At 44.2% G+C, this 25,422-nt stretch carries 19 protein-coding genes and 1 pseudogene; 11 read left to right on the top strand and 9 right to left on the bottom strand.

The window, feature by feature from the left end:
• Nucleotides 1-89 precede the first annotated feature (89 nt).
• Complete coding sequence (locus JMX92_RS09460; RefSeq protein WP_110816702.1) at nucleotides 90-1,529, top strand: APC family permease; 1,440 nt, start codon at nucleotides 90-92, stop codon at nucleotides 1,527-1,529.
• A gap of 98 nt (nucleotides 1,530-1,627) precedes the next feature.
• Here JMX92_RS09460 and JMX92_RS09455 read toward each other — a convergent pair whose 3' ends face one another.
• From JMX92_RS09455 to JMX92_RS09435, 5 genes are all read right to left on the bottom strand, one after another.
• A complete protein-coding gene (locus JMX92_RS09455; RefSeq protein WP_155587630.1) occupies nucleotides 1,628-2,641 on the bottom strand; it encodes a peptide ABC transporter ATP-binding protein in 1,014 nt (337 codons plus the stop codon).
• A 14-nt stretch (nucleotides 2,642-2,655) separates the two neighbouring features.
• The gene (locus tag JMX92_RS09450) at nucleotides 2,656-3,765 is read right to left on the bottom strand and encodes an ABC transporter ATP-binding protein (RefSeq protein WP_227675336.1); all 1,110 of its coding nucleotides are present in this window, start codon (nucleotides 3,763-3,765) and stop codon (nucleotides 2,656-2,658) included.
• Complete coding sequence (locus tag JMX92_RS09445; RefSeq protein WP_201545341.1) at nucleotides 3,765-4,676, bottom strand: ABC transporter permease; 912 nt, start codon at nucleotides 4,674-4,676, stop codon at nucleotides 3,765-3,767. The genes JMX92_RS09450 and JMX92_RS09445 overlap by 1 nt, the downstream gene beginning before the upstream one ends.
• Before the next feature lie 96 nt (nucleotides 4,677-4,772).
• On the bottom strand, nucleotides 4,773-5,789 hold the full coding sequence (locus JMX92_RS09440) for an ABC transporter permease (RefSeq protein ID WP_201545339.1): 1,017 nt from the start codon (nucleotides 5,787-5,789) through the stop codon (nucleotides 4,773-4,775).
• Between the two features lie 210 nt (nucleotides 5,790-5,999).
• Nucleotides 6,000-7,634: an ABC transporter substrate-binding protein gene (locus JMX92_RS09435; protein ID WP_011960748.1), complete on the bottom strand. Its 1,635-nt coding sequence runs from the start codon at nucleotides 7,632-7,634 to the stop codon at nucleotides 6,000-6,002.
• Nucleotides 7,635-8,345: 711 nt separating this feature from the next.
• Here JMX92_RS09435 and JMX92_RS09430 point away from each other — a divergent pair.
• The 3 genes and pseudogenes from JMX92_RS09430 to JMX92_RS09415 all read left to right on the top strand — a co-directional run bounded on the left by JMX92_RS09430 (nucleotide 8,346) and on the right by JMX92_RS09415 (nucleotide 13,139).
• Nucleotides 8,346-10,895: pseudogene (locus tag JMX92_RS09430) on the top strand (TonB-dependent siderophore receptor).
• Nucleotides 10,896-11,092: 197 nt separating this feature from the next.
• Entirely contained in the window at nucleotides 11,093-11,872 is a 780-nt protein-coding gene (locus tag JMX92_RS09420; RefSeq protein ID WP_201545336.1) for a Fe2+-dependent dioxygenase, read from the top strand.
• 40 nt (nucleotides 11,873-11,912) lie between these two features.
• A complete protein-coding gene (locus tag JMX92_RS09415; protein WP_201545335.1) occupies nucleotides 11,913-13,139 on the top strand; it encodes an alpha-hydroxy acid oxidase in 1,227 nt (408 codons plus the stop codon).
• 227 nt (nucleotides 13,140-13,366) lie between these two features.
• Here the strand turns inward: JMX92_RS09415 and JMX92_RS09410 are convergent, their stop codons facing one another.
• Nucleotides 13,367-15,646: a nitric-oxide reductase large subunit gene (locus JMX92_RS09410; protein WP_011960745.1), complete on the bottom strand. Its 2,280-nt coding sequence runs from the start codon at nucleotides 15,644-15,646 to the stop codon at nucleotides 13,367-13,369.
• Between the two features lie 509 nt (nucleotides 15,647-16,155).
• Between JMX92_RS09410 and JMX92_RS13560 the strand changes: the two genes are divergently transcribed.
• Together JMX92_RS13560 and JMX92_RS09405 are read left to right on the top strand one after the other, a co-directional pair.
• Nucleotides 16,156-16,506, top strand: a complete 351-nt coding sequence (locus JMX92_RS13560; protein ID WP_227675335.1) for a TonB-dependent receptor plug domain-containing protein — start codon at nucleotides 16,156-16,158, stop codon at nucleotides 16,504-16,506.
• A gap of 3 nt (nucleotides 16,507-16,509) precedes the next feature.
• The gene (locus JMX92_RS09405) at nucleotides 16,510-18,189 is read left to right on the top strand and encodes a TonB-dependent receptor domain-containing protein (RefSeq protein WP_227675334.1); all 1,680 of its coding nucleotides are present in this window, start codon (nucleotides 16,510-16,512) and stop codon (nucleotides 18,187-18,189) included.
• Nucleotides 18,190-18,310: 121 nt separating this feature from the next.
• On the opposite strand, the gene JMX92_RS09400 is transcribed toward JMX92_RS09405, so the two are convergent.
• Together JMX92_RS09400 and JMX92_RS09395 are read right to left on the bottom strand one after the other, a co-directional pair.
• Complete coding sequence (locus JMX92_RS09400; protein WP_011960743.1) at nucleotides 18,311-19,402, bottom strand: beta-carotene 15,15'-monooxygenase; 1,092 nt, start codon at nucleotides 19,400-19,402, stop codon at nucleotides 18,311-18,313.
• Between the two features lie 500 nt (nucleotides 19,403-19,902).
• Nucleotides 19,903-20,697, bottom strand: a complete 795-nt coding sequence (locus JMX92_RS09395) for a DUF305 domain-containing protein (RefSeq protein ID WP_227675333.1) — start codon at nucleotides 20,695-20,697, stop codon at nucleotides 19,903-19,905.
• Between the two features lie 227 nt (nucleotides 20,698-20,924).
• On the opposite strand from JMX92_RS09395, the gene JMX92_RS09390 reads away from it, so the two are divergent.
• Nucleotides 20,925-21,464 carry a DUF924 family protein gene (locus JMX92_RS09390; protein ID WP_110816697.1) on the top strand — a complete coding sequence of 180 codons (540 nt, stop codon included), beginning with the start codon at nucleotides 20,925-20,927 and terminating at the stop codon, nucleotides 21,462-21,464.
• 24 nt (nucleotides 21,465-21,488) lie between these two features.
• Here JMX92_RS09390 and JMX92_RS09385 read toward each other — a convergent pair whose 3' ends face one another.
• Entirely contained in the window at nucleotides 21,489-22,085 is a 597-nt protein-coding gene (locus JMX92_RS09385; RefSeq protein WP_227675332.1) for a YceI family protein, read from the bottom strand.
• 484 nt (nucleotides 22,086-22,569) lie between these two features.
• Here JMX92_RS09385 and JMX92_RS09380 point away from each other — a divergent pair, with 484 nt between their 5' ends.
• From JMX92_RS09380 to JMX92_RS13680, 4 genes are all read left to right on the top strand, one after another.
• Nucleotides 22,570-23,520 carry an energy transducer TonB gene (locus tag JMX92_RS09380; RefSeq protein ID WP_201545333.1) on the top strand — a complete coding sequence of 317 codons (951 nt, stop codon included), beginning with the start codon at nucleotides 22,570-22,572 and terminating at the stop codon, nucleotides 23,518-23,520.
• 211 nt (nucleotides 23,521-23,731) lie between these two features.
• Nucleotides 23,732-24,391, top strand: coding sequence for a MotA/TolQ/ExbB proton channel family protein (locus JMX92_RS09375; RefSeq protein WP_155587604.1), 660 nt, complete (start codon nucleotides 23,732-23,734; stop codon nucleotides 24,389-24,391).
• 42 nt (nucleotides 24,392-24,433) lie between these two features.
• Nucleotides 24,434-24,835, top strand: coding sequence for an ExbD/TolR family protein (locus JMX92_RS09370; RefSeq protein ID WP_201545332.1), 402 nt, complete (start codon nucleotides 24,434-24,436; stop codon nucleotides 24,833-24,835).
• A 234-nt stretch (nucleotides 24,836-25,069) separates the two neighbouring features.
• Nucleotides 25,070-25,315 carry a PepSY domain-containing protein gene (locus JMX92_RS13680; protein ID WP_201545331.1) on the top strand — a complete coding sequence of 82 codons (246 nt, stop codon included), beginning with the start codon at nucleotides 25,070-25,072 and terminating at the stop codon, nucleotides 25,313-25,315.
• The last annotated feature ends 107 nt before the right edge of the window (nucleotides 25,316-25,422 follow it).

The raw sequence follows: 25,422 nt of genomic DNA, 5'->3' as shown, positions 1-25,422 counted from the left end.
TTTTTATAATAAATAATGACTTCAACGCCCGTCATGTAAAAGTGAGGGGCATTGGGGCCCTTAAATAATCAGATAATCAGGGAGTTGATATGTCTGGATTGAAAAAGTCTTTAGGGCGATTTGATATTATTGCTTTGGCCTTCGGTGCCATGGTAGGCTGGGGCTGGGTTGTGTTGGCTGGTGGCTGGGTTATTTCGGCTGGCATCTGGGGCGCAGTGTTGGCCTTTTTAATTGGTGGTCTTGCGGTTATCTTTATTGGCTTTGCTTATGCCGAGCTGGCAGCTTCCATGCCCATCACTGGCGGGGAGCATACTTATACTCATAGGGCGCTTGGGGTGCATGTCTCCTTTATTTGCTCATGGAGTATCTTATTTGGTTATCTGTCGGTAGTGGCCTTTGAAGCGGTTGCCTTGCCAACCGTTATTGAATACCTCATTCCAAATTTTAACCAAGGTTTGTTATGGAATGTGGCCGGCTGGGATGTCTATGCCTCATGGGCAGCTGTGGGTATGTTGGGCTCTATATTGGTAACATGGCTAAATATCCGCGGTATGGAAGTCAGTGCTTGGTTCCAAAAACTTGCCGTAGGCGGCATCTTATTTGTGGGTACTTTATTAATATTAGGCGCCATTTTATATAGTCCTGCGGAATCTACTGCGGTACAAGCACCAGCCTTTATTGGTGGTATAGGTGGTATTATGGCGGTTATTGTCATGGTGCCTTTTATGTTCGTCGGCTTTGACGTTATTCCTCAGGCAGCAGAAGAGATTGATTTAACTCGGCCCAAAATTGGCATATTTTTATTGGTATCTTTGGTAGTTGCCGTGGCTTGGTACGCTGGCGTGGCTTGGAGTGTGGGTAAAACATTGCCTTTAATCGAAGCGCAAAACTCAACGCTTGCCACAGCCGATGCCATGACCAATGCTTGGGGCGGAAAATGGGCTGGTGTCTTACTGGTCATGGGCGGTGTATTGGGTATTTTATCCAGTTGGAACGCCTTCTTAGTGGGTGGCAGCCGGTTACTATTTGCCATGGCAAAATCACACATGCTACCAAGCTTTTTAGCCAAGCTGCATCCCAAGTATAATACCCCGGTAAATGCTATCTTACTCATCGGTGGTCTAGCAACCTTTGCTCCTTTATTCGGCCGTAAAATGTTGGTTTGGATCGTGGATGCTGGCGGTTTTGGTATTGTGATTGCCTATACCTGCGTTGCCATCTCCTTCTTAGTATTGCGTTATCGCGAGCCTAATATGGTAAGACCTTTTAGAGTACCTGCGGGCAAATTGGTGGGTCTGATTACTATCGTATTAAGCTTGGGGCTATTATTCTTATACTTACCCGGTATGCCTTCTGCCTTGACTGGTGTTGAATGGGTCATCTTCCTAGGCTGGACGTTATTTGGTATCTTATTGTACTTATACTCGATGTCAAAAAATCCTGGCAAGAGTAAAGCCTATATGGATGCTGAAATCGTTGCTGTAAAAGAGATGAATATTCAGTGGTTAAAAGATAATAAACTCATTTAGCTTCTCGTAAAATCCAATGCTTTTAACACAATACTAAAAAGCTCTGTCAAATTGACAGAGCTTTTTTTATAAAAAATCCGAAGTCAATGGCTGATGGTCTAGCCATAAATCTCCTCTAAACGGATACAAGACACCAAGCGTCCTCTCCATTCACGCAGCTCAGGTTCTACTTGGCTACATTGGGCTGTGGCGTAAGGGCAGCGCTTGTGGAGGGCACAGCCTGAAGGTGGGTTTAGAGGGCTGGGCAGCTCACCTTGTAATTTAAGCTCTTTTTTGGCTTCACCGATACTGGGCGCCGCCGATAATAAAGCAATGGTATAAGGGTGCTGGGGATCATTATAAATGGCTTCTTTGGGGCCGTGCTCGACCACTTTACCTAAATACATCACCATCAAGTCGTCGGCGACATGGCGGACCACAGATAAGTCATGTGAGATAAACACATAGGCGGTCTGATACTCATCTTGCAAATCCATAAACAGGTTTAATACCTGCGCTTGAATAGAGACATCTAGTGCTGAGGTGGGCTCATCGGCCACCACAATCTTTGGATTGAGCATCATCGCCCGTGCCAGAGCAATACGTTGACGCTGGCCACCTGAGAACATATGCGGATAGCGGCCGGCGTGCTCAGGACGCAGCCCCACAAGACGCATCATTTGGTGGACCCGCTCTTTTTTCTCGCTAGCAGACAATTTGGTATGAATATCCAGCGGTTCGGTTAGCTGATAGCCAATGGTATGGCGAGGGTTTAAGCTGCCATAAGGGTTTTGGAACACCATCTGGATTTCGGTACGAAGCTGTTTTAGCTCGCGGCGACTATAACGGGTGGTGCCCTCACCATTGATGTATAGCTCACCTTCAGTGGGCTGCTCAATTAGGGTCAATTGTCGGGCAAGGGTTGATTTTCCGCAGCCAGATTCACCCACCACGGCCAAGGTTTTGCCGGCCTGCAGCTCAAAGGAGATACCATTTAAGGCCTTGACATAACCCTTGGGTTTCCCAATACCTTGCGAGACTGGATAGTGCTTGTGCAGGTTGTCGGCTTTCAGCACTACTTTGGCTTGGGTATTCAAGCTTGCCGTAGTAGCGGTGGAAGTTGCATCAGTCATCGTTGCATCAGTCATCATAGTGCGCTCCCCATTGATTCAGAAGAGGGGTTTGAAAAACGGGTAGAGGTACGGGCTGGAAAATCCGTCTGTATGCATCGAACCAGACCGTTGGGGGTCGGTAGGATAGGCGGCGGCACATCGCACTTGTCTTGCTTATAAGGGCAGCGCGGTGACAGCAAACAGCCTTTGGGACGGTCATATTGACTGGGTACCACACCCGGTAAGCTGTTTAAACGCTCTTGGCCTATGGCAAGCTCAGGAATGGCTTGTAAAAGCGCCTCAGTATAAGGGTGTGAGGGTTGTTCAAATATCTCAGGTACCCTGTTGGTCTCTACCATTTGACCGGCATACATAACCGCCACGTCGCGGGCATTTTGTGCCACCAGTCCTAGGTCATGAGTAATTAACACCATAGCCATCTGCTTTTCACGTTGTAGTCGGGCGAGCAGGTCCATGATTTGCGCCTGTACGGTCACATCTAGTGCGGTAGTGGGCTCATCGGCGATCAATAGCTTAGGCTCACAAGCCAGTGCCATAGCAATCATTATGCGCTGACTCATACCGCCTGATAATTGGTGCGGATATACCGATAGTCTGTTTTTGGCATCAGGAATTTCAACCAACTCTAACAGCTCTAAAATACGCTGACGGGCAGCGTCACCTTTGAGGCCTAAATGGGTTTTTAATACTTCTGCCAATTGATATTCAACCGTGAAGCTGGGGTTTAGGCAAGACATGGCATTTTGGAAAATCATGGAGATGTCTTTACCAATAATTTTGCGCCGCTCACGTCCTGATAAGCTCAGCATGTGCTGGCCATCGAAGTCCATTTTGTTGGCAGCCACAGTGGCGCTTGAAGGCAATAAGCCCATTAAAGCCATCATGGTTACTGATTTACCAGAGCCAGATTCACCGACGACGGCCAATACCTCACCTTGTCTTAACTGCAGTGATACATCATCAACGGCACGAAAAGCGCGCGCGCCTTTACCGAAGGTGACAGATAAGTTTTCAATATCCAAAAGCAGCGGTGCAGCGTGTTGGCCAGTGGCCTTATTTTGGGTGTTCACAAGGTGATCAGAGCTAAGCGTTGAGGCGGCAGGATTAGAATTTAAAGTTGTCATTAGCTCACCTGCTTTAGTTTAGGATCAAGAGCATCACGTAGCCCATCTCCGGTTAAGTTAATAGATAAAGCGGCTAAGAAAATAGCCAAACCGGGCCAAATGGCAAGCCACACATTGCTTTGAATGTATTGACGAGCGGTACCCAGCATTGCACCCCATTCTGCGTCTGGCGGCTGTACGCCAAAGCCCAAAAATCCAATTGCGCCAGCTTCTAAAATGGCTGAGGAGAATATCATGGTGGCCTGCACAATAAGCGGCGCCATACAATTAGGCAAAATCGTGATAAATAATAGCCTAAGTACACCAGCGCCCATCACCTTAGAGGCTGTGAAGTATTCTCGCTGCAATTCGACCATGGCAGTGGATCGAGTCAAACGAATAAAAGGCGGGGTACACACCAAGGCAATGGTGATGATGGTATTGGTCATGTTTGGACCTAAAATGGCCGCAATGATAATGGCCAATAATAAGCTTGGATACGACATCAAAATATCGTTAACAAGCATCACAGCCTTACCCCAAACTTTGGGCCAAAAGGCGGCGCTAAGGCCTAGGCTGATGCCAGTAATCATGGCCAAAGTTGTGGCACTTAGGCCGATAAATAATGAATAGCGAGCGCCATACATCACCCGAGACAAGGTATCACGGCCGGCATCATCGGTACCTAAAAAGAACATGGCATCGCCGCCACTCATAAACGACGGTGGGAGCTGCTCTTTTCCTGTAAATAGCTCGTAAGGGTCATGTGGTGCAATGCTGGGTGCAAGCAGTGCCACTATGACCATGAGCACTAATACCAGTAGGCCAAGCACAGCGCCTCGGTTGCGACAGAACGTTGCGACAAACAGCCGCCATGAGGAGGGGGGCGCTGCGGCAAGCTCGATATCTTCGGGAAGTACGTTAGTCTTCATTTGGATTTTCCTATTTTTCTAAGGCGATTTGATAATAAAATTTTTTGGTTATATAGGACGAATAAGCTCATAAATAATGGCTGCATAACAGATAGCCTATGAGGTATGTCTGATACGGGGATTGATTAGCCCGTATAAGATATCGACCAATAGACTGACCAAGATCAGAGCCGTCGCGACCAATAAAATGCCATTTTGAACAATAGGGTAGTCCCGCGTGAAAAACCCATCGAGAAGCCAGTTGCCGACACCTGGCCAGCTGAAGATAGTTTCGGTAATGATTGCACCGGCTAATAAGGTGGCCATTTGTAGTCCGACTACAGTAACCACAGTAATGAGTGCGTTGCGCATAACATGAATTAAAATAACCCGCTTAGGTGATAACCCTTTAGCTCGGGCAGTACGCACATAGTCTTCATCCAAGACCTCAAGCATGGCAGAGCGGGTCATCCGTGCAATCATTGCCAAAGGAATGGTAGATAGCGCAATAGAGGGTAAAATAAAGTGCTTCACTACGTTCCAAAAAGCGCCAGGTATCCCTGAAGTTAAGGAGCCGAGTAGCCAAGAGCCATATAAGGGTTTGACGTCCAAAAACTGAGCAACAGAGATGACACCAGACACCGGTAATAGACCCAAATAGTGAGCAAAGATACCGGTTAAAATAGGGCCCAGTAAGTAAATGGGCATAGAGTAGCCGGCTAGGGCGCCGGACATCAGAGTATAATCCAGCCAACTGCCACGCTTTAAGGCGGCTAATATGCCAAGGCTAACGCCGACAATGCTGGCGATAGTAATGGCACAAAGCGCCAGCTCTAACGTGGGCACGAAGTGGGCGAAGAAGTCTTGTAAAACTGGGGTTCGGGTACGAAAAGAAGCCCCAAAGTCACCTTGTAAAATATTGGTTATATAATCCCAATATTGTACAGGCAAGGGCTTATCTAGGCCTAAGCGAACAAGTGCTTGGGCGTGCATTTGCGGATCGACCATACGCTCCCCCATCATAATCTCTACCGCATCGCCAGGGACGAGTCGAATGAGGGTGAAGGTGGAGAGGGTCAGACCAATATACACAGGGATAAGAATCGAAATTCGACGAAGAATATACAGTAGCATGGGCGCGCTCGATTTTTTAAAACAAAGAGTTTGCTATAACACTAGGATGAAAGGAGATGGCTGAGTCTGAAGTATCAAATAGGGCATCTAATACTAAGTTCAGAGTTGGCTATCCTCAAAATCAAAAAAGGCTGGAACAGAGAGGTTTCTGAACCAGCCGTCTTACCTAAATTATAGAGTTAGGTTGTTTACTGGTATGGAGTAAATCGATTATTCGACATCCACACCATCAAAACGAATTGAGCCTAAAGGACTGATTTTATAATCCTTCACATTCGGTGTGGTTAACACCGTTACTACTGAGTTGGCCACTGTGGTCCAGGGTAGATCTTGCTTGAAAATCTCCTGAGCTTGTTTGTAATTAGCAATGCGCTCTTCTTGGTTGGTGTTAGAGCGGGCATCCATAATCAGCTTATCAAAGTCTTTGTTACACCAGCGGGCATAGTTATTGCCATTGACGGCATCACAAGATAATAAGACGCCCAACCAGTTATCAGGGTCACCATTGTCGCCCGTCCAGCCAGCTAGGATAATGTCGTGTTCCCCTTTGTTGGCACGCTTTAAGTACTCGCCCCATTCAAAGGTTTTTAAATTGGCTTTGACCCCAATTTTTGCCCAGTCAGCTTGAAGCATTTCGGCCATCAGCTTAGCGTTGGGGTTATAAGGACGTTGAACAGGCATATACCACAGATCAATATCAAAGCCTTTAACACCTGCTTCTGCCATTAATGCTTTGGCTTTTTCGGTGTCATAAGGGGCATCTTTTAGCTGATCGTTAAAGCCCCACTGAGTAGGTGGCATCGGATTGGCTGTTTTTACGCCAGCACCTTGATAAACAGCATCGATTAGTGCGTCTTTATTGATTGCCATATCAAGCGCCGCACGTACTTTAGGATCTTTTAGCTCAGGTCGCTCTGTGTTATAGGCAATATAACCTACGTTAAAGCCTGGCTCTTCTAGTACTTTTGCTTTACCTGAGGCTTTAGCAGACTCAACCTCAGAGGGATTGGCATAGGCGGAAACATGACACTCACCCGCTTGTACTTTTTGAGCACGTACGGCTGAATCTTTGGTGATAACGAAAACTAGGTTATCAATGTGAATGTCGTCTTTATTCCAATAATCTGGGTTTTTGGTATAGCGAATTTGTGAGTCTTTTTGGTATGAATTGAAGATAAACGGACCGGTGCCTACAGGTTTGGTATTTAAGTCAGCTGCTTTACCTGCATCCATTAAAGACTGCGCATATTCAGCAGAGTCAATATAAGCAAACGGCATGGCAAGGTTTTGTAAGAAAGGCGCGTTCACTTCTTTTAAGGTGATTTTTACCGTGTAGTCATCAATTTTTTCGATATTGGCAATGTTATCAGGAAGGCCCATGTCGACTGAATAAGGAAATTCAGCTGGGTATGCTTTATTAAATTCAAAATTAGGGTCAGTCAGACGTTTTAGGGTAAATACCACATCGTCAGCATTGAAGTCACGGGTAGGGGTGAAGAAGTCAGTCTTACCAAATTTAACCCCTTTACGTAGATGTAGGGTGTAGGTTTTTCCGTCTTCACTGATGTCCCATTTTTCTGCTAGAGCAGGTTGAATCTCTGTTTCACCACGTTTGAATTCAACCAAGCCATTGTAGATAGGATAGGCACTGGCATCAAAATCGGTGCCGGCAGTATATTGAGCAGGGTCGAAGCCTGCAGGGCTACCCTCAGAGCAGTAGATTAAAGTCTTGCCGCCTTCAGCAGCACCGGCAGATGAGGCCGCTTTATCACCACCACCGCCACAAGCGGTGATACCAATGGTTGCTGCGGCTAATAGGCTAAGCTTAAAAATAGGGTATTTCATAAAAACTTCCTGTGTCGCTAGTTGACTGAATCTCGCGGAGGATTTCTCGAGTCATTCAGCCCAAGCCCGACAGGCTGTCTTTGGGTGCCGCTCAAATCCGTTTATGCAGTCAATTAGTAAGATTGTTGTCTAAAATGGGTCATTAATATAATTACCAACCCTGGTATATTGGCCAGAACGGCCACCCTAAAAAATACGATTTTAACCTACCTGTATGCCCCACTTAACAAATGTATGTTGGGTAAATAAGGTCTCTTAAATATCGAGTATTACGAATATACTATGTAAATACTAAGTTACGCAAGGTATCAAATAGGTAAATATTTTAAACGGTGAGTTCACACTATATTTTTGAAGCGCTTGAGTGATGGGTTAAGAGCAATAAAAAGGGAGTAATAAGGCTAAATCATTGCATTAATGATAAAAAAATTTAAAAAATACTTGCAAATTAAAAACATATTAATGACAATAATTCCCAAATGATAACGATAATTAACTACCAAAACTAGTTGCAGCCGATTTAGGTAACAAATCTGTTAACTTAAGCACCATTGAGCAAGACTCAAACAGGGCTTGATAAACAATGACCTGAGCGGCTGCTTTTTCGTTACTCATTCAATGATGTGGTTTTCGTTTTATAACCCTTTAAGTGGTTGACGTGATAAGCGCATCATGCCGTTAGCCAAACTTTAAAACTTAGGACTTTAACTTATGCATGATAACCAGTATGACCGATTAATCATTAATACAAAGACAAAGACAGCCAATAATGCTGTCTTGTGTGCAGCAAAAAAACCTTCTGCAGTTGTTAGTACTCGGAAAAACAGTTTATCTAAATTATTACTTATGGCTTCTGCTGTACCTCTGTCCTCTATGGCTCTGGCAGCAGAGCAATCGAGTACTCAAGCAGACTCACAAACAGAATTGATGAGTACAGTTAGTCCTAATAAGCCTAATTCAGAGCCGCATATCACTTTAGATGCCATCACCGTTAAAGCCCCGCATCCTGCTGAATTCAAAACCGATAAGTTACAAAACCAAAAGTACACTCGGCCGTTAGTCGAGGTACCACAAACGGTAACTGTACTGGGTGATCGTTTAATTGAAGAACAAAAAGCAGGCAGTTTAATCGATGCGCTGCGTAATACTCCAGGTATTACGATGCAAATGGGCGAAAATGCCAATAGTACTGAGGGTGATGCGATTAGTATGCGCGGCTTTTCAGGCAACAGCTTGTTTTTGGTAGATGGCGTGCGTCAAGTAGGCGCGGTTAATCGCGATACATTTAATGTTGAATCTATCGAGGTGACCAAGGGGCTGGCAGGTGCTGAAATTGGCCGTGGTGCAACCGGCGGAGCCATTAATATCATAACGAAAAAGCCTAAGTCTTATGAGGATTATAAAACAGAAGTCAGCATAGATACCGAAGGTAAAACACGGGCTGTGGCTGATCTAAACCGCCCCTTAAATGATGATTTTAACGGTCGATTAAACCTGATGTTTGAAAAGGGTGATGCGGTAAAACGTGATGAAGTGGATGTTAAGCAGTATGGTATTGCACCGAGTATTACTTGGAATAATGGCGGAGCAACCCGAGTCACTGCTAGCGCTGAGATGTTAAGATCTCGTAATACGCCAGAGACAGGTATTCCATCCATAGGAATGGACGGTTACTTTTATGGTCGTACTGATTATACGGTGGATGACTTTGATTTTTCTGAATTTGATTATTCACGGGTAAATGCCTCAAAGCCTGAAGAGGTCGTGGCTGAGCTGAATGCGGCTAATGCTGCAAGAAATGCAGCACCCAAAGTCAATGACAAAAACTACTACGGAATGAGCAGTGACTTTGAAGATATCGACAGTGATGTCTATAGCGTGTTTGTTGAGCATGACTTTGATGATGACATTCATCTTACCAACACCACGCGATACTCTAAGACGACCATGGATCGTCGATCGTCAGCACCTTATATTCCCTTTAATACGCCGATTAATATCCGTCGCGGCACTAATAAACTTGAAGTCTATGACAAGCTGGTTGATTTAAATGTTGATAAAAATGATCCCAGCACTTGGCGAATTAGTGCGATTAGACAAGGGGTAGATAGAGAAAACACCACTTTAGCGAACATGACTAATATTAATATTTTAGACTTTAAAACAGGAGCATTAAGTCATGATATCAGTACTGGGGTGGAGTTTATTAAAGAAGAACAAAAAAATAATGGATTAACGTACTCTTCATTGGCTAATAACTTCCCAAGTCTATATCAACCAAATCCAAGTGAGCCACAGGAGCCGACTGTTTCAAATGGTGTTAAAACCAATGGTGAAACCAAAACAGTAGCGGCTTATTTATTTGATACTATCGCTTTAAATGAGCAGTGGGATGTGATGCTTGGTGGTCGTGTGGATAAATACAAAACAGACTTTGTTACCCGTAGACCCGATGGCAATTCTAGTAAGCTAAAAGATGACGGTACTTTATACAGTTATAAAAGTGCGCTGGTATTTAAACCCACCAAGCAGTCTAGTATTTATGCCAGCTATGGTCGAACCGAAACCCCACCGGGCAGTGAAAACTTCACCTTTGGTACCACTGGTCGCGATGCGGCTAACCCCAATGCCAACCCAATTTTTGACCCTCAAAAAACCAAAAGCTGGGAGATTGGCTCAAAATGGAATGTGCTTAATGAGCGATGATTGCTTGGTTTAGCCTATTACCATACCACTCATGAAGATGAGCTGGCAGAGCTTGATGAAAACCGAAACTATGTACAGTTTGGTGAACGCCAGATTAAAGGTCTTGAGTTTTCAGCGCAGGGTGAGATTACGCCAGATTGGCGGGTAAACTTAGGTATCCAGACTATGGATACAGATATCAAAAAAGGCAGTGTTAGCGGACCAGGAGCAGTGGGTGCGTCTAGCAGATGGTCACCTGAGCTAACGGGTACCTTGTGGACCAGCTATGATTATAATGACAAAATCACCTTAGGCGGCGGTTTGCGTTATGTGGATGAGCAAAAACGTGAAGCAGATCCTAATGTCGATTTAAGTCAGGTTTCAATGCCGGTTATTCCAGATTACTGGGCCGTTGACTTGTTTGCTTCGTATCGCTTTAATGACGCCTTCTCTGCTGACTTAAACATCAACAATGTGTTTGATAAAGACTATTTAGAGTCAGTCAACATCATGGGCTTGAGAGCGAATAAAGGTGAGCCATTAAATGCGATGTTAACGCTGAAGTATCAGTTTTAAGACGCTAAAACCTTTAAGCGAGCTTGTGTAAATCGCAAGCTTAAACCTATAAAGAGCAAGCCACTTTTGATGACCAGCTATTATCAATGATTGCAAATAGCACAAGTGATATGCTGAGATTTAAAAGTGGCTTTTTCGTCTTGAGTAAGTGATATATTCAATAAGTGATTGACACCGCTGTGAATGGGGAGACCACCATGCTACATATTATTGAAAATCTATTAGATACGGCCCAGCTGTCTCAACTCACAAGCATATTGACGCATCAACATGCGCAGTGGCAAGATGGGAAGCTAACCGCTGGTATCAGTGCACAGCAACAAAAAAACAACTGGCAGTTAAGTCGTCAAGATCCAAGCTATCAAGCCATGGCGAACTTATGTCTTGAGGCGTTGCAGCAGCATCCTGTCTTTATGTCTGCAGCTCTTCCAAAAGTGATTATGCCACCTTTATTTAGTGCCTATCAGCTGGGGCAAGGCTACGGGATGCATGTTGATAACGCACTACAAACACACCCAGATAGTAAGCAGCTAATGCGTACGGATTTATCATTAACTTTGTTTTTGAATAATCCTGCCGATTATGAAGGTGGTGAGCTGGTTATCAGTGATGAATATGGTGAGCACAGCATTAAACTAAATGCTGGAGATGCGGTGTTATACCCATCGACCAGCTTACACCGGGTTAATACTGTGACTTCAGGTCAGCGCTTGGCCATGGTGACTTGGGTACAAAGCTTGGTGCGCAGCGATGAGCAGCGCCAGATATTACATGATTTAGATGTGAGTCATATTTTGTTAAGGCAGAAGCTGTTGGCCACCAGCGACCAAGCACAAAGCACTCAGGCTCAACGTACTCAGGCTCAACGTGGTCAGCTTAGTGAGCAACATAGTACAGATCAGCAGTTAACCCATCAAGCCATTGAAAAGCTCAATCAAAGTTATCACAATCTGCTAAGGTTATGGGCAGAAAGCTAATCTAACAGCGGCTATAAATTCAACAAAGGCAGTATCTGTCATGAGCGCTTATTTTCAGTCTAGTACGCATCAGCAGCCACATAATCATACATATCAGCAGCAGCAGCGCTGGCAGCCATTATGGTCGCAGATTCCAAATGAACTGGTGACTTTGGCAGACTATGAGCACGCTGCACGTCAGCATTTACCGGCACAGATGCAGGCGTTACTGTTTGAGAACAACCTTACTAGTGATAGCAATAAAGACGCTTTAGATCGTTATCATTGGTTGCCTAGAGTATTAAACTCAAAACCGATTGATACCAGTTGCCATTTATATAATCCGCATAGCGCTGTGCCACTCGATATGCATCTTACTCATCCGCTGTGGCTGTCACCGGTTGCACATCAAGGCTTATATCATCCTCAAGCTGAGCTTGAGACAATGCAAGCGGCGCAAGTAATGAACACACCTATCGTATTAAGCAGCTTTGGCAATACGCCTTTTAATCAATTATTGCCACAAGCTAATGTCGGTGTGGTGCAGTGGTATTGGCAGGCATTGCCATCCGCACAACAGATAACTGTTCAATCAAATGGCGCACTCACCCAAGCACGGCGTGAATACAACTTACAACTGATTGATGAGCTCATCGAGGGCGGTCTGCAGCTGTTGGTGCTGACCGTCGATGCACCGCATACAGGGGTGCGTGCAGTCAGTCGGCGTTTGGGCGCACAACTGTCTGATTATTGCCAAGCGGTCAATATGCCCAGTTTTTCGCATCATCATTCATCGCTGAATGTCTCGGAAAATAGCTTAACCCATTTATTAGCGCAAGCACCGACGTGGGAGGATATTATGTGGCTGGTTGCTCGCTGCCGAGTACCCGTGATGCTTAAAGGTATCTTGCATCCCAAAGACGCGCAGCTGGCCAAAGACAGTGGTTGTGCCGGTATTATTGCCTCCAATCATGGTAGGCGGGTACTGGCTGATATTATGCCGGTTGCCAGCTGTTTGCCTAAGCTTCGAGAATACGTAGGTGATGATATGATTATCATCGCTGATGGCGGGGTCAGCTCAGGTAGTGATATGGCCAAACTGATAACTCTTGGCGCTGATGCAGTGGGCATAGGACGCGGCTATATTTATGGACTAGCGTTGGCAGGTGCGCTTGGTGTGGCACATGTCAATAAGCTGCTTTTGGAAGAGCTAGAGGTGACGATGGCCATCTTGGGGGTGGGTAGCTTAAGTGAATTAAGACCTGACTTGTTATCTTGCATCAATTAGCGTATGCATGAGAGCCGTTAATTGACTGTATCTGTATTTACGGTTATTAAGTGATTAATTCAGACAAATAAAACGAGTTATCAAAGCTGTTTATTAAATCTGTTTATTTAAGCTATCGGGCATAAAAAAGCCCAGTTATGAAATCAGCCCCATAAGCTGTGTTCAACTTATGGGGCTGAGTGCATGATTCACAGTGCGCTTTGTGATTGGGTGTGTTGATAATGTATTTACTTATTCACAGGACTATTAGGCTGATAGTTGGTATGTGAAGGTTTGGCAAAGGTTAGCTTAACCACCTGCAATGCCACACAGACAGCACCAGTAATAAAGATGACGTCACCAAAGGTGCGGATCCATCTTAGCGTCACTAGGAAATCTTGTTGTAAGAAGCCTTCGCTACGCGCATACCATAGACCTTCGGTGATTGAAGCATGTGCCTGGAAAATACCAATGGGCAGTAGGCTTGTGGCAATCATCAATACCAACCCCAAGTTTAGCAGCCAAAACCCTGTTTTCATCAGCGTATCACTAAAGACATAATCTGGGCGAATATAGCGCATGACTAGTAATACAAAACCGAGTGCTAAGAAGCCATATACCCCAAATAATGCTGCATGTGAGTGAACTGCTGTGGTGTTCAAGCCTTGCAAATAAAATAAAGACACCGGCGGGTTAATCATAAATCCAAAGACACCTGCGCCAAGCATGTTCCAAAAGGCCACTGCCACAAAGCACATAATCGGCCATTTTAGCTTATGCATCCAAGGCGACTTATGCTGCATAGACCAGTGTTCATAGCCTTCATAACCCAGCACGATTAAAGGAACCACTTCTAGGGCACTAAATGAGGCGCCAATGGCCATAATTGGGGTTGTGGTACCTGAAAAATATAAATGATGGAAGGTTCCAGGTACACCGCCTAGTAAGAATAATGCTGCAGAAGCGATAGAGGATGCTGTAGCAATTTTTTTGTTCACTAAGCCTAAATTGTAAAAAATAAAGGCCAATGATACTGTGGCGAATACCTCAAAGAAGCCTTCAACCCATAAGTGAACTACCCACCAGCGCCAGTATTCCATGATGGTCAAGTGAGTGTGCTCGCCGTAAGATAAGCCTGAGCCGTAGAATAGACCCACACACACCACGGAGGCGAAGAAGATGGCCAAAAGGTTGTTATCGCCCTTGTTCTTAAAGGCAGGCAAGATGCCGCGAGACATAAGCACCAACCAGATTAAGATGCCCACCCATTTTAGAATCTGCCAAAAACGACCCAAATCAATAAACTCATAGCCTTGATGGCCAAACCAGAAGTTATATTTGGCGGGCATGATTTCAGCGATGGAGAAGTATTGACTGATAAAAGAGCCCACACAAACAATGATTAATGCCACCCACAGTACATCAACGCCTAGCTTTTGGAACTTAGGATCTTTACCGCCATTAATGATTGGGGTTAAGAATAAACCGGCCATTAAGAAGGCTGTGGCTATCCAAAATAGGGCGGATTGAATGTGCCAAGTACGCACTAAAGAGTAGGGGAAGTAGTCAGCTACAGGGATGCCATAGAAGTTTTGACCCTCGACCGTATAATGAGCGACGAAGCCACCGATAAATACTTGGAAAATAAACAAAGCCACTACCAAGAAGCCATATTTTGCCAAGGCTTTTTGAGAAGGGGTGAGTTGAATTTTGGTAAGAGGGTCTGATTCTGGAGTAACCAGCTTAGGCTCAATATGGTCCTCTTTACGTAAGAAGGCCCAGCCCCAAATCAGTAAACCCACACCAGCAATCAAGAACACCACACTGGCAACTGACCACATTAGGTTCTCTGTGGTGGGTTTGTTGCCAATAATAGGCTCATGTGGCCAGTTATTGGTATAAGTGGCGGTAGTGCCAGGGCGCTCAGCGGAGGCGACCCAAGCGGTCCAAAAGAAGAAATTGGTTAACTTTTCTCGCGCTTCAACACTGGTGATGGTGTTATTTTTCATAGCAAAGTTTTCACGTGTTTTTTGAAACTCTGGATCATCACCATAGACGCTCATATAATACGGTGCAATATGATTGATGGCCTCAATACGGGTCTTAGAAAGCACCACTGTATTGTGCTCATCTACCGCACTGCTGCGATATTCTTTTTTGACCTGAGCATCTAATACGGCTTTTTGATCTTCTGTGGCCGCATCATAGTCTACTGCGTATAGCTCATTAGACTTAATATTGCGCCAAGCTACCAACTCTCTATGCAGCCAGTCTGCGGTCCAGTCTGGTGCCTGATAAGCCCCATGGCCTAATACTGAGCCCAACTGCTGGCCACCCGTACGCTGCCAAGCAGATTGACCGGCCATGATATCGTCTTTGGTTACTATCGTCTGACCTTGATTGTCCACAAATCTTTCTGGAATGGGGGGTGCAGTGCGATAAATCTCTACACCGCCCCAGCCTAAGAATGAAAAAGTGACAATAAGAATGGCGATTAAACCCCACCAATACTTTTTATATTCGCCCATCTCTTACTCCTGGATATACCTAGATAAATATAAGATTCATTTAAAATGAATGTTTATGGGTAGAGCAACGGATATGTGTTGACCCCATAAAAACATGCGGATAACGGTGACTAATTAAATAACAAAATCTAAATGGATACCTTTACGTAACAATTTTTCAAATTATAACATTCATTTTAAATGAATGTTATAAGAAAATTCTATTTTCACCCAAAATTTTTAGATTTCAGTCTCCTCTTTATCTGATAAATGCCACTGTCATGACCAGAGTGGCATTAATAATGTTAGGCGTTAACCAATATTACCTGAGTGTGTTTGAGGGGTTAAAACCTAGTAAAAAATTATTAAGCCAATTTTTCTATTGAATTAAAAGTCGTAATTGAGTAGTATCTGCAACCGCAATACATAAATGATAATAGTTATTATTAGTATTATTAATACTGATAACTTAACAATGCTCACTGTTAGCTCTTTTTATTCTTAACCTATTTTGTCTATAGCGAGTTCTTATGCGTACCTCATCTTCTAATCGTTTATCTCCGTTATGTTTAGCAGTTGCTTCAGCGCTTGTTGCTCAAGTAGCTAGCGCTCAGACTGACACGCCACGTATGACGGCTCAAACTATCACAGTAACAGCCAACAGCTCAGCCCGTGATAGAGCTCAGAATGATTCGTTATATACTGAAGAGTACACACCTGCTCAGCAAGCTTCCCATTTAAGTGACTTTTTAGAAGTTGTGCCTGGTGTGAGCGTCGGTGGTACCTCATCTGTTAACCAACGTATTCGTGTGCGTGGCTTGGATGATACCAATCTAAAAGTATCCATTGATGGGGCGCGTCAAGAAGGTGCTTTGTTTTAACACATGGGTGATGTGACCATTGACCCAGACCTGTTAAAGCAAACCGAAGTGGCTGTGGGTAATAACTCAGTAACCTTAGGTAATGATGCCTTAGGCGGTGCAGTAGCCTTTAAAACAGTAGATGCTGCTGACTTACTAAAACCAGGCCAAAAAATCGGTGCCAAGCTGCATGCAGGTTATGCCAGCAATAACGATGAGGTATTAACTTCAGCGACTGTCTTTGCTGCTCCAGCTGAAAATGTGGATTTATTGGCTTACTATGGTAAGCGAGACGTGGAATCTGGTGAAGATGGCGACGGCCGTGAGCTATTTGAGGACAGTAAAGGCGAAAATATTTTATTAAAAGCGGGCGCTACTATCGCTGATGATCATCGTATTGGTGCAAGCTTTAGTCGTACTGAGAAGAAAGGTATTTTTCCATTTCGCCCAGATTTTCCTTCAAGACCTGAAGATCCTATTCCACAGCAAGTTAAGCGTGACACTTACAATGTAGATTATGGCTTTAATCCTGCCAACCCACTTATTGACGTTTCTGCCAATGCTTATCAAACCAAGACCCAGATTTTACGTGATTCAGATGGCAAAGCCGGTTATGAGTTCGATGCGGAAGTAAAAACGACAGGCGCTAAAGTTGAAAATATTAGTATGATTGAGAGCCGTGTTGGCAATCATAAGCTAATCGCTGGTGTGGAGCATTACAAAAAAGAATCAGCAATGAGCCGTGACTTTGCTAAGGCAAGCAATGATGAGGCCAAAAATACTTCCGTATATTTAGAAGATCAATGGCACTTGGACAAACTTACCTTAACGCCTGGTGTTCGTTATGATCGTTATGAGTCACCCAAATTTGTATCAGATGGCAAAACCTATAATAATGTAGTAGGTGCTCTAGCAGCCAGCTATGAAATCGCTCCAAACACACAAGTATTTGCAAGCTATACTCAACTGTTTAATGGCCCAGACTTAAGCCAGACTATCTTTAACTCAGATGGCGCAAATACCTTTGTAAATAGAGGTCTTAAGCCAGAAGAAGGGGATAACTCAGAGGTGGGTATCAGCACCGTATTACGCGGTCTAACTTTAGACAATGATGCGCTGCAATTAAGTGCCAAGTACTTTAAGACCAATATCGAAAACTATCTACAGTTCGTACGTACAGGTGGTGGGCGTGAGGGTCTAGACTGTAACACAGGTAGACCAGGCGGCAATTGTCAGGGTTCTGTGAACTCTGATGAAGACTATGAAATCAAAGGGGTAGAGTTAGCAGCTAACTACACCACTAATAATTTTGGTATGGAGTTAAGCTACTCTCGCGCTCGTAGTGAAGGTAATAAAACAGGTAATAGCATTCCTTCTGTCAGTGGCGGCACTGCAGACTCAGGTGACCGTTACATGGTTAACTTAAATTATGATCCTACTAACGAGCTGGGTCTAGGCTGGCGCAGCACCTATGTGGCTTCAATTACGGATAATAACGGCATTACTAAGCCAAGCTACGATGTCCATGATGTCTATATGAGTTATGCACCTCGTCAGTTTAAAGATATAAAAGCCACGCTTGGTGTGTATAATATCTTTGATGAGACCTATGCCAATCACTCTTCACGCTTAAGTGACAGCGATGCAGCAACTGACTTTGAGCCAGGTCGTAACATCAAGGCCTCTTTAACCTACCAGTTCTAACCAATAGACTAGTACTTTTAGATTAGTACCAATAGATTAGTACCTTAGCTAACAATAAAAATCCCGCCATCTTAGATGGCGGGATTTTTATTGTTTAGCGCTGGCTGTTTTTAATCACTGATTATAGCTTGGCATCATCTTTTAAGAAGACTTGACCGGTGAAGGTTTTGTATAGCGCACATACCATAATCACCATGCCCAGTAAGCCTAAGGCTGGATATAGCACGTTAATTAAAGTGCTAAAAGGGAATAGGGAAGCCAGTAGCGACAGAGCCACTAAACTTACGGTCAAGGTGCGAAACTGAGTGGGGTTTTTATGAGAGTCATAAAAACGGATTACGCAGCCGTATAAGTTGGTAACCGCTGTGGTAAAGATAGCAATGACCAAAACCACACTAAACAAGATACCAATTAGAGGGCTGATATTGGTGGCAATTTGTAAAAAAGGAATCTGATATTCAATCACATTGCTCAAGTCTGACAGCAAGGCGACGGTGATGAATAACAAACATAGCCCTAGTGAAAACCCGCCTAATATACCAGCGCTGCGTAGGGTTTTTAGATTGGATTCTTTACCGCCCATCGCCGTTAAAGTAGATGTGGCCAAGCTGACGTTATAGGACACATAGACGATGGCCGAGGTCCACCAGACTGGGGTTGCCAAAGTAGGGGTCAGGCTTTTTAGGCTCTCATCAACCGTACCTAGCTGGTCATAGTGAGTGCTTAGGGTCATGATTGAGATGGCTATCACGCTAAAGATAATAATGGGCGAGACGATACCGAGTGCGCGCACCGAAGAGGAGAAGCCGAATATTACGGTGGCTAAAGTCATGGCTGCGATAATCAGCTTACCGGTCGTCACAGACAATCCCCAGTACTCATGAATGGCCGCCCCGCCGCCTGAGAACATAATGCTGACGCAGCCGAACATAAAAAACAGCAGGACATAGTCCCCTAAAAAGCCAAGCTTATTACCACATAAGTAGTTCAATACATCGCGATGACTGCAGGTCTGCAATCGGTTACCCAACTCCATAAATACTGAGCCGTACCAAATAAATAACAACGTGGTAATAATGGCACCAATGATACCCACTAAGCCATAACCGGCAAAAAACTGCATCACTTCTTGACCACTGGCATAGCCTGCGCCAATGACTGCCCCGACGTAAACCCCTGCGTAGCTAATGGCCCTGATTACTGAACTACTCATAATATTGATATCCCTATTTGAGCGCCTGCCGCCTTTAAGCAGCTGGCGCATAACCTTTATTAAGTAGGTTGCTGATGAAAAGACAGTTACCTTGATAGGCAACAAATTTTGAGAGGTATCTTAACAATAAGTTATAAGAATACAAGGGGGCAGGCGTGAACGAATTTGTATAAACAAACTTTTTTATGAGTCAAACAATCACTTTTTAATCAATAGTTTATTAAGAAAAAATGAATGTGATATTTTTATATATCGTTTTAAAGCAGCGATGTGGTTGATAAGACTTAGGAATGATAAAAGTAGGGTTTAGTTTTTGTTAAATAGAGGGTTTAATATTATAAGATATTGATTTTAGATTAATTTGATAGAAATTTAATTAAAAAATAAAGCAAAAAACACAAAAAGAGTTCAAGGCGATAATCCTCAAACTCTTTTTAAATGTTTCAAACGCGGTTTAAGCTGGCAAGGCGGTTTGTAATTTTAGCCATAAAAAACGGCGCTTAAGCAGACTTACTTACCCATTTTTGCATCAGATCAATTTCGGCTTGCTGGGCGCTGATAATGTCTTCAGCCAATTTGCGCATGGCCTCATCTTTACCGTATTTTAGCTGAGTTTCAGCCATCGCTATCGCACCTTTGTGATGTGCAAGCATACCTTTGGCAAATGCCATGTCGGCATCTGCCTCAAGTAAGCCTTGCATCATCTCATCATGCACGGCATCCATACCACTGCTATAGGCTTGCTGCATCTCTTTATTATAGTCTTGTTCTGTGCTGTCAGGATGGGCGTTAAGCCACGCTTTTATTTGATCAATTTCGGCTTGTTGGGCGCTCATAACGTCTTGAGCTAATTTACGCATGGTGTCGTCTTTGCCATATTTTAACTGAATCTCTGCCATATCTAGGGCGCCTTCATGATGAGCAAGCATGCCTTTGGCAAAAGTGACATCAGCATCATGGCTTTGTAATGCTTCCATCATATCTTCATGCATGTCATCCATCTCGTCCATGTACTCTTTACCAAACTCAGTAGTGGCGGCAGTACTCATATCATGGCCTTCATGGCTATCTTGCATCTGTAGCTCATGCTCATCACTGTCATTATCAGCGTCTGTATGCCCCATTTTTTCATGGTCAGTCATTTCCGTACTTTGAGCGTCATTAGAGTCGGTGTTTTCCTGATTTTTCGGCTGACAAGCTGCCAAGGCCAAAACAGAGGTACACAGGGCAGCTAAAGTCAGTTGCTTGGTTTTTAGTGTTTTTTTATTGAATGGGTGTGTTTTGATCGTCATCATCTTTCCTCTTATGATTTCAGTGTACGTATGTACCGATATAGTATATCAAGCTTAAGATTTTACACTGTTGTGATTCATTTGCATGATGTAAGTATGTACACACGCATAAATGTTGTTGTGAGTTTAAAAGTGCTTGGTAAGTGGCACAGTCTTGTTGTTAATTTGAGCGGATTTGGGTAAGGTGGTCAACTGTTAAGCCAACGCAATAAAAGACACTAAGGTGAACTATGTATCAACAGATTATCGAATTTTGTTTTCATGAGGCGGGACTGCAGAAGTTTTTTGAAAAAAGTGACGCTTTTGATGCCGTGTTAGCCGAGCGTTTTAGCGGTACGTTAATTCAGGCAGCAGCTGGCGAGTTATTTGCATGGCGGGCGCATCCTGAGGGACGTCTGGCTGAGATTATCGTACTTGATCAATTCTCCCGCAACATCTACCGCGACACGCCGCAAGCCTTTGCTCAAGACCCCATGGCTTTGGCATTGGCTCAAGAAGCTGTGGCGGCTGGCGTGTTGCAACAGCTACACAGTGTAGAGGCGCGTCACTTATTATTAATGCCTTATATGCACAGTGAGTCGAAGCTTATCCATACGCACGCAGATAGATTGTTTAAGCAGCACACAGACGAGGGTGTCTACGGTTTTGAGGTGCGGCACAAAGTCATTATTGATAGATTTGGCCGGTATCCGCATCGCAATAAGATCTTGGGGCGCCCCTCGACCCAAGAGGAGCTTGAGTTTTTGACACAACCAGGCTCCTCATTCTAGGGGAGAGGTGCTTTAAGGAGGCGCTTATTTGGCAGGTATCAGCTCACCGGTAATCACAATAGGAATAGTGGTGCCAAAGATGCCTGGAAAGGCAGTCACCCCATAGTCATGGCGGTTAATGGTGGCAGTGGCCTTAAATTTTAAGGCGCTAGGTTGGCTCTTAGAAAGCGTATAAATATCTGTTAAGTTCACTTTAACGGTCATCGGCTTGGTCTGGCCTAGCGCATTGAAGCTGCCATTGACGTAACCCTCTCGAGGATTGTTAAGCTTTACACTTGAAGAGGTGAACTTTAAGGTGGGGTATTGCTTGGTATTGAGCAGCTCTTTTATGCGGATAAAATAATCTCTTGGCTTTAAGTCAGTATCCACACTATCAGTATACACTGTAAAGCGTATGACGGTATTTTGTGGACGGCTCTCATCATAATTAATCACGCCCTCTATCTTATGAAAAGTGCCTTCAATGATAGACTTTTTTAAATAAGGTACTGAGAAACCCACTTTGGTCTTTTGCGGGTTAATTTGCCACTTTTGTGGCGTCGCAGCGGTAGCCAGCAGCGGCAAACTTAAAAGCGCACAAGCAGTAACAACGCTCAGAACAGGGGTGGGGGTGATAGGCATAATAAAATCCATTCGGTCAGAAAAATCTTAGCTGTTAGCACAGATAACTTGTTGAGCTAAGCAGTCAAAATCAGACATTATACCACGCGGCTTTATTGAGAATAACTTCAAAATTGCAAATCTTGTTCGGCCTTAATATGCTATGTTATAATATAACAATACTATGTGTTCATATGGTGTTATCAGTCTAATATTTTACAAAACTGAATGCAAATAGTAATAATTCTTATTTACATTGAAGCGGCTTTGTTATACCATTCGTTTTTGAAATAGCATAGCAACCTACGCAGCATAAGTTTCTGCTTTATAACAATAAAAATAAGCAAACTTATCAAGGTGGCGGTGGTATGTAACATTTTATATAGGATATGACACCCTATAAACAAAGTACAAAACACAATGAAACGTAGCAGCGATAAAGTTTGTCCATTTTCATTGTCCCATTAGGCACTTGGCATCCACTAATAAATTTCACTTTACTTCTATGAATAATAAAACCAGCTCTAGCCCAGTTAAAGTTAATACTGCCACGATTATTGCTGTGTTGGCGCTGCATATGGGGGTGGCTGCAGCATTAGTGGCATTAGATATGCCAAAACCCATGCCAAAAAAGCCAGAGATTGAAAAGCCGATTGAAATTGAGCTATTAACCTTAACTGAGCAGCCAGAGCCAGAGGTAGTGGAGGTTGCACCGCAGCCAGTCGTCACCCCGCCACCGCAGCAGCCTGTCTCAAAACCTGAGCCACCAAAGCCTGCCCCAGTAAAAAAAGTTGAGCCCAAACCTGAGCCAGCCAAAGTTACCAAGCCCGAACCAAAGCCTGAGCCAAAACCTGTCGAAAAGATTAAAACGCAGCCTGAGCCAAAACCTGAGCCAAAACCTGAGCCAAAAATAGAAAAGACCCCCATCGTTAAGCCTGATCCTAAGCCAGTCATTGATAACACTGAGCAGCAACGTCTTATTGACAAGGCTGCCGCTGAAAGAGCTGCTGCTGAAAGGGCTGCTGCTGAAAAGGCTGCTGCTGAAAGGGCTGCTGCTGAAAGAGCTGCCGCTGAAAAGGCCGCCGCTGAAAGGGCTGCTGCTGAAAGGGCTGCTGCTGAAAAGGCTGCTGCTGAAAAGGCGGCTGCCGCTGCCAGTAATACTCCGCAGAACTTCTCTGCCAATCAGGCCAGCTGGAGAAGCAAACCAAACTTTTCTATTCCGCCTGCGGTAGTTAGAAGGCTAAATCCAGGAGACAGACTGCGGGTTATGGTCAGATTAACAGTAGATAAGAGCGGCACGGTAACAAGCGCCACCTTAGCCAAGTCTTCAGGCAACACCGCGCTAGATAATTACACCGTCAATACCGCAAAAAAAGGTAAATTTAATCCTTTCACTAAAGGCGGTCAGCCGGTGGTCGGGGTGGTGACACTGCCCATAGATTATCAGGTTAACTAGTCCGGATTTGTGTCCTTAGGGGCACATTCTTAGGGGTACACATTATGGCTATGGCTGTTAGAGCCAATAGTTGACATGAGATTTACCCACTAAAGGCTTTAGAAAGATTGCTATCTTAGTAGGCGGTTTTAGATTAGATAATTTTAGATTTAGTTCTAGATTCAATGAATTGATTGAAAGTTAATTTTTTCCCATTTTGTAAGGACTCCCCATGGATTTTGCAGCATATTGGCAATATACCGACATTGTTACTAAGTTTTTGTTCTTTAGCTTGCTAGGCTTATCAATAGCCTCGTGGATTGTAGGCATTTTGCGCCTTTACCAAAGTAGTCAGCTGAAAAGCACAGTGGCCGCAGATTTGACGCAAGCGGTCAGTGCAGAGTCAAAAAACTTGTCAGCACTTGGTAGCTCAGAGCGCAAAACTGTGGTTGAGCAGGTGTTGATGAAAGAGATTGGCCGCTATCGTTATTCGGGGGAAAAGGGTCTGGCTATACTGGGTACCACAGCCGCCATTGCTCCTTTTATTGGGTTGTTCGGGACGGTTTGGGGTATCTTCCATGCTTTACATAGCATTGGTGAGTCAGGTCAAGCCGGTCTTAGTCAAGTGGCAGGTCCTGTAGGTGAGGCACTTATCATGACAGGTCTGGGTCTGGCTGTGGCCATTCCTGCAGTTATTTTTTATAACATCGCCATTCGTATTAATCGCCGCACCTTATTTATTGCCAATGACACCGCTTATGGTCTACTCGGTGACACAGCTAAGCCTATGAATAGCGGCGCCGCTGCTCAGGTAGCGCTAAAGACACAGGCTCAAAGCAGTAAAGATGGCGATTATGCCTCGTTAAATACATCCACTGCCAACACTCACTAGACACGAGCAGTAATCGGTAGGCCAACCAGATAGGAGCGTTATATGGCTTTTCAGTTAGGTGATGACGATATGCAATCTATGAATGAGATTAACCTCATTCCTTTGATTGATATCATGTTGGTATTAATGATTATTTTCTTAGTAACGGCCACCGTGCTAAACCCTACGGTGCCTTTAGACTTGCCAAAGACCAGTGCTAGTGTGCAGCAAACTCCACCAAAAGTGGTGCAAATTAGCATCGATAAAGATGCGGGTGTGTACTGGGACGATCAGCCCATAACTTTGACACAGCTAGAGAACCGCTTGGCAAGCGAATCACAACAACAGCCGCAGCCCTCTATCCGCTTAAGCGCCGATAAAGATGCGCGTTATGAGACTGTAGCACAAGTATTGGCTCTGGCAAGTCAAGCTCAAATGGATAAGATCGCTTTTGTCAGTCAATAGTCTCAAGATATAAGAGGTTTAAATAGCGGGTTATCGCTATACAGTAGTGACCCGCAGTAAATAGCAACTTTTGTGTTATCTGACCCTAGTAGGCTTCGGCTTAGTAGGGTTATTTTATGCCTGATTTTTGGCAGTAGGTACTAAAAAACTAACCTTTAAGCGTGTTCAGACAATGACTTTATAGCGCCCAAGGACCGGTCTTGGGCATTCATACACCACGGAATTAGATTATTTATGGCAATAAAAATACGTCAAGCTTGTCTTTGGGTTCATCGTTATAGTGGGCTTGTGATGGCCGCTTTCTTATTTATGGCAGGCATTACCGGCGCGTTGCTGGCTTTTCATCAAGAGCTTGATGATGTATTTAATCACAAATTAGCTTATGTGGACGTTGAGCCGCGTCCGCAGCTGCCCATAGCGACTTTGCATGATAAAGTGATTGAGGCTTATCCTGAATATAATACCAAACCCAACAATTAAAGTTGCGCCCAAGCACGAGCAGTTAACGACCGAATTCTTTGTGGCTGTTTAAGCAAATTATTCCAAGCCAAGCAAGTGGCATCGACAATAGCCTCATAACTGTCATA

The organism is Psychrobacter sp. H7-1 (assembly GCF_904846585.1).
In the GTDB taxonomy this organism is placed as follows: Bacteria; Pseudomonadota; Gammaproteobacteria; order Pseudomonadales; family Moraxellaceae; genus Psychrobacter; species Psychrobacter raelei.
This window is presented reverse-complemented; position numbering and strand designations above follow the sequence as displayed.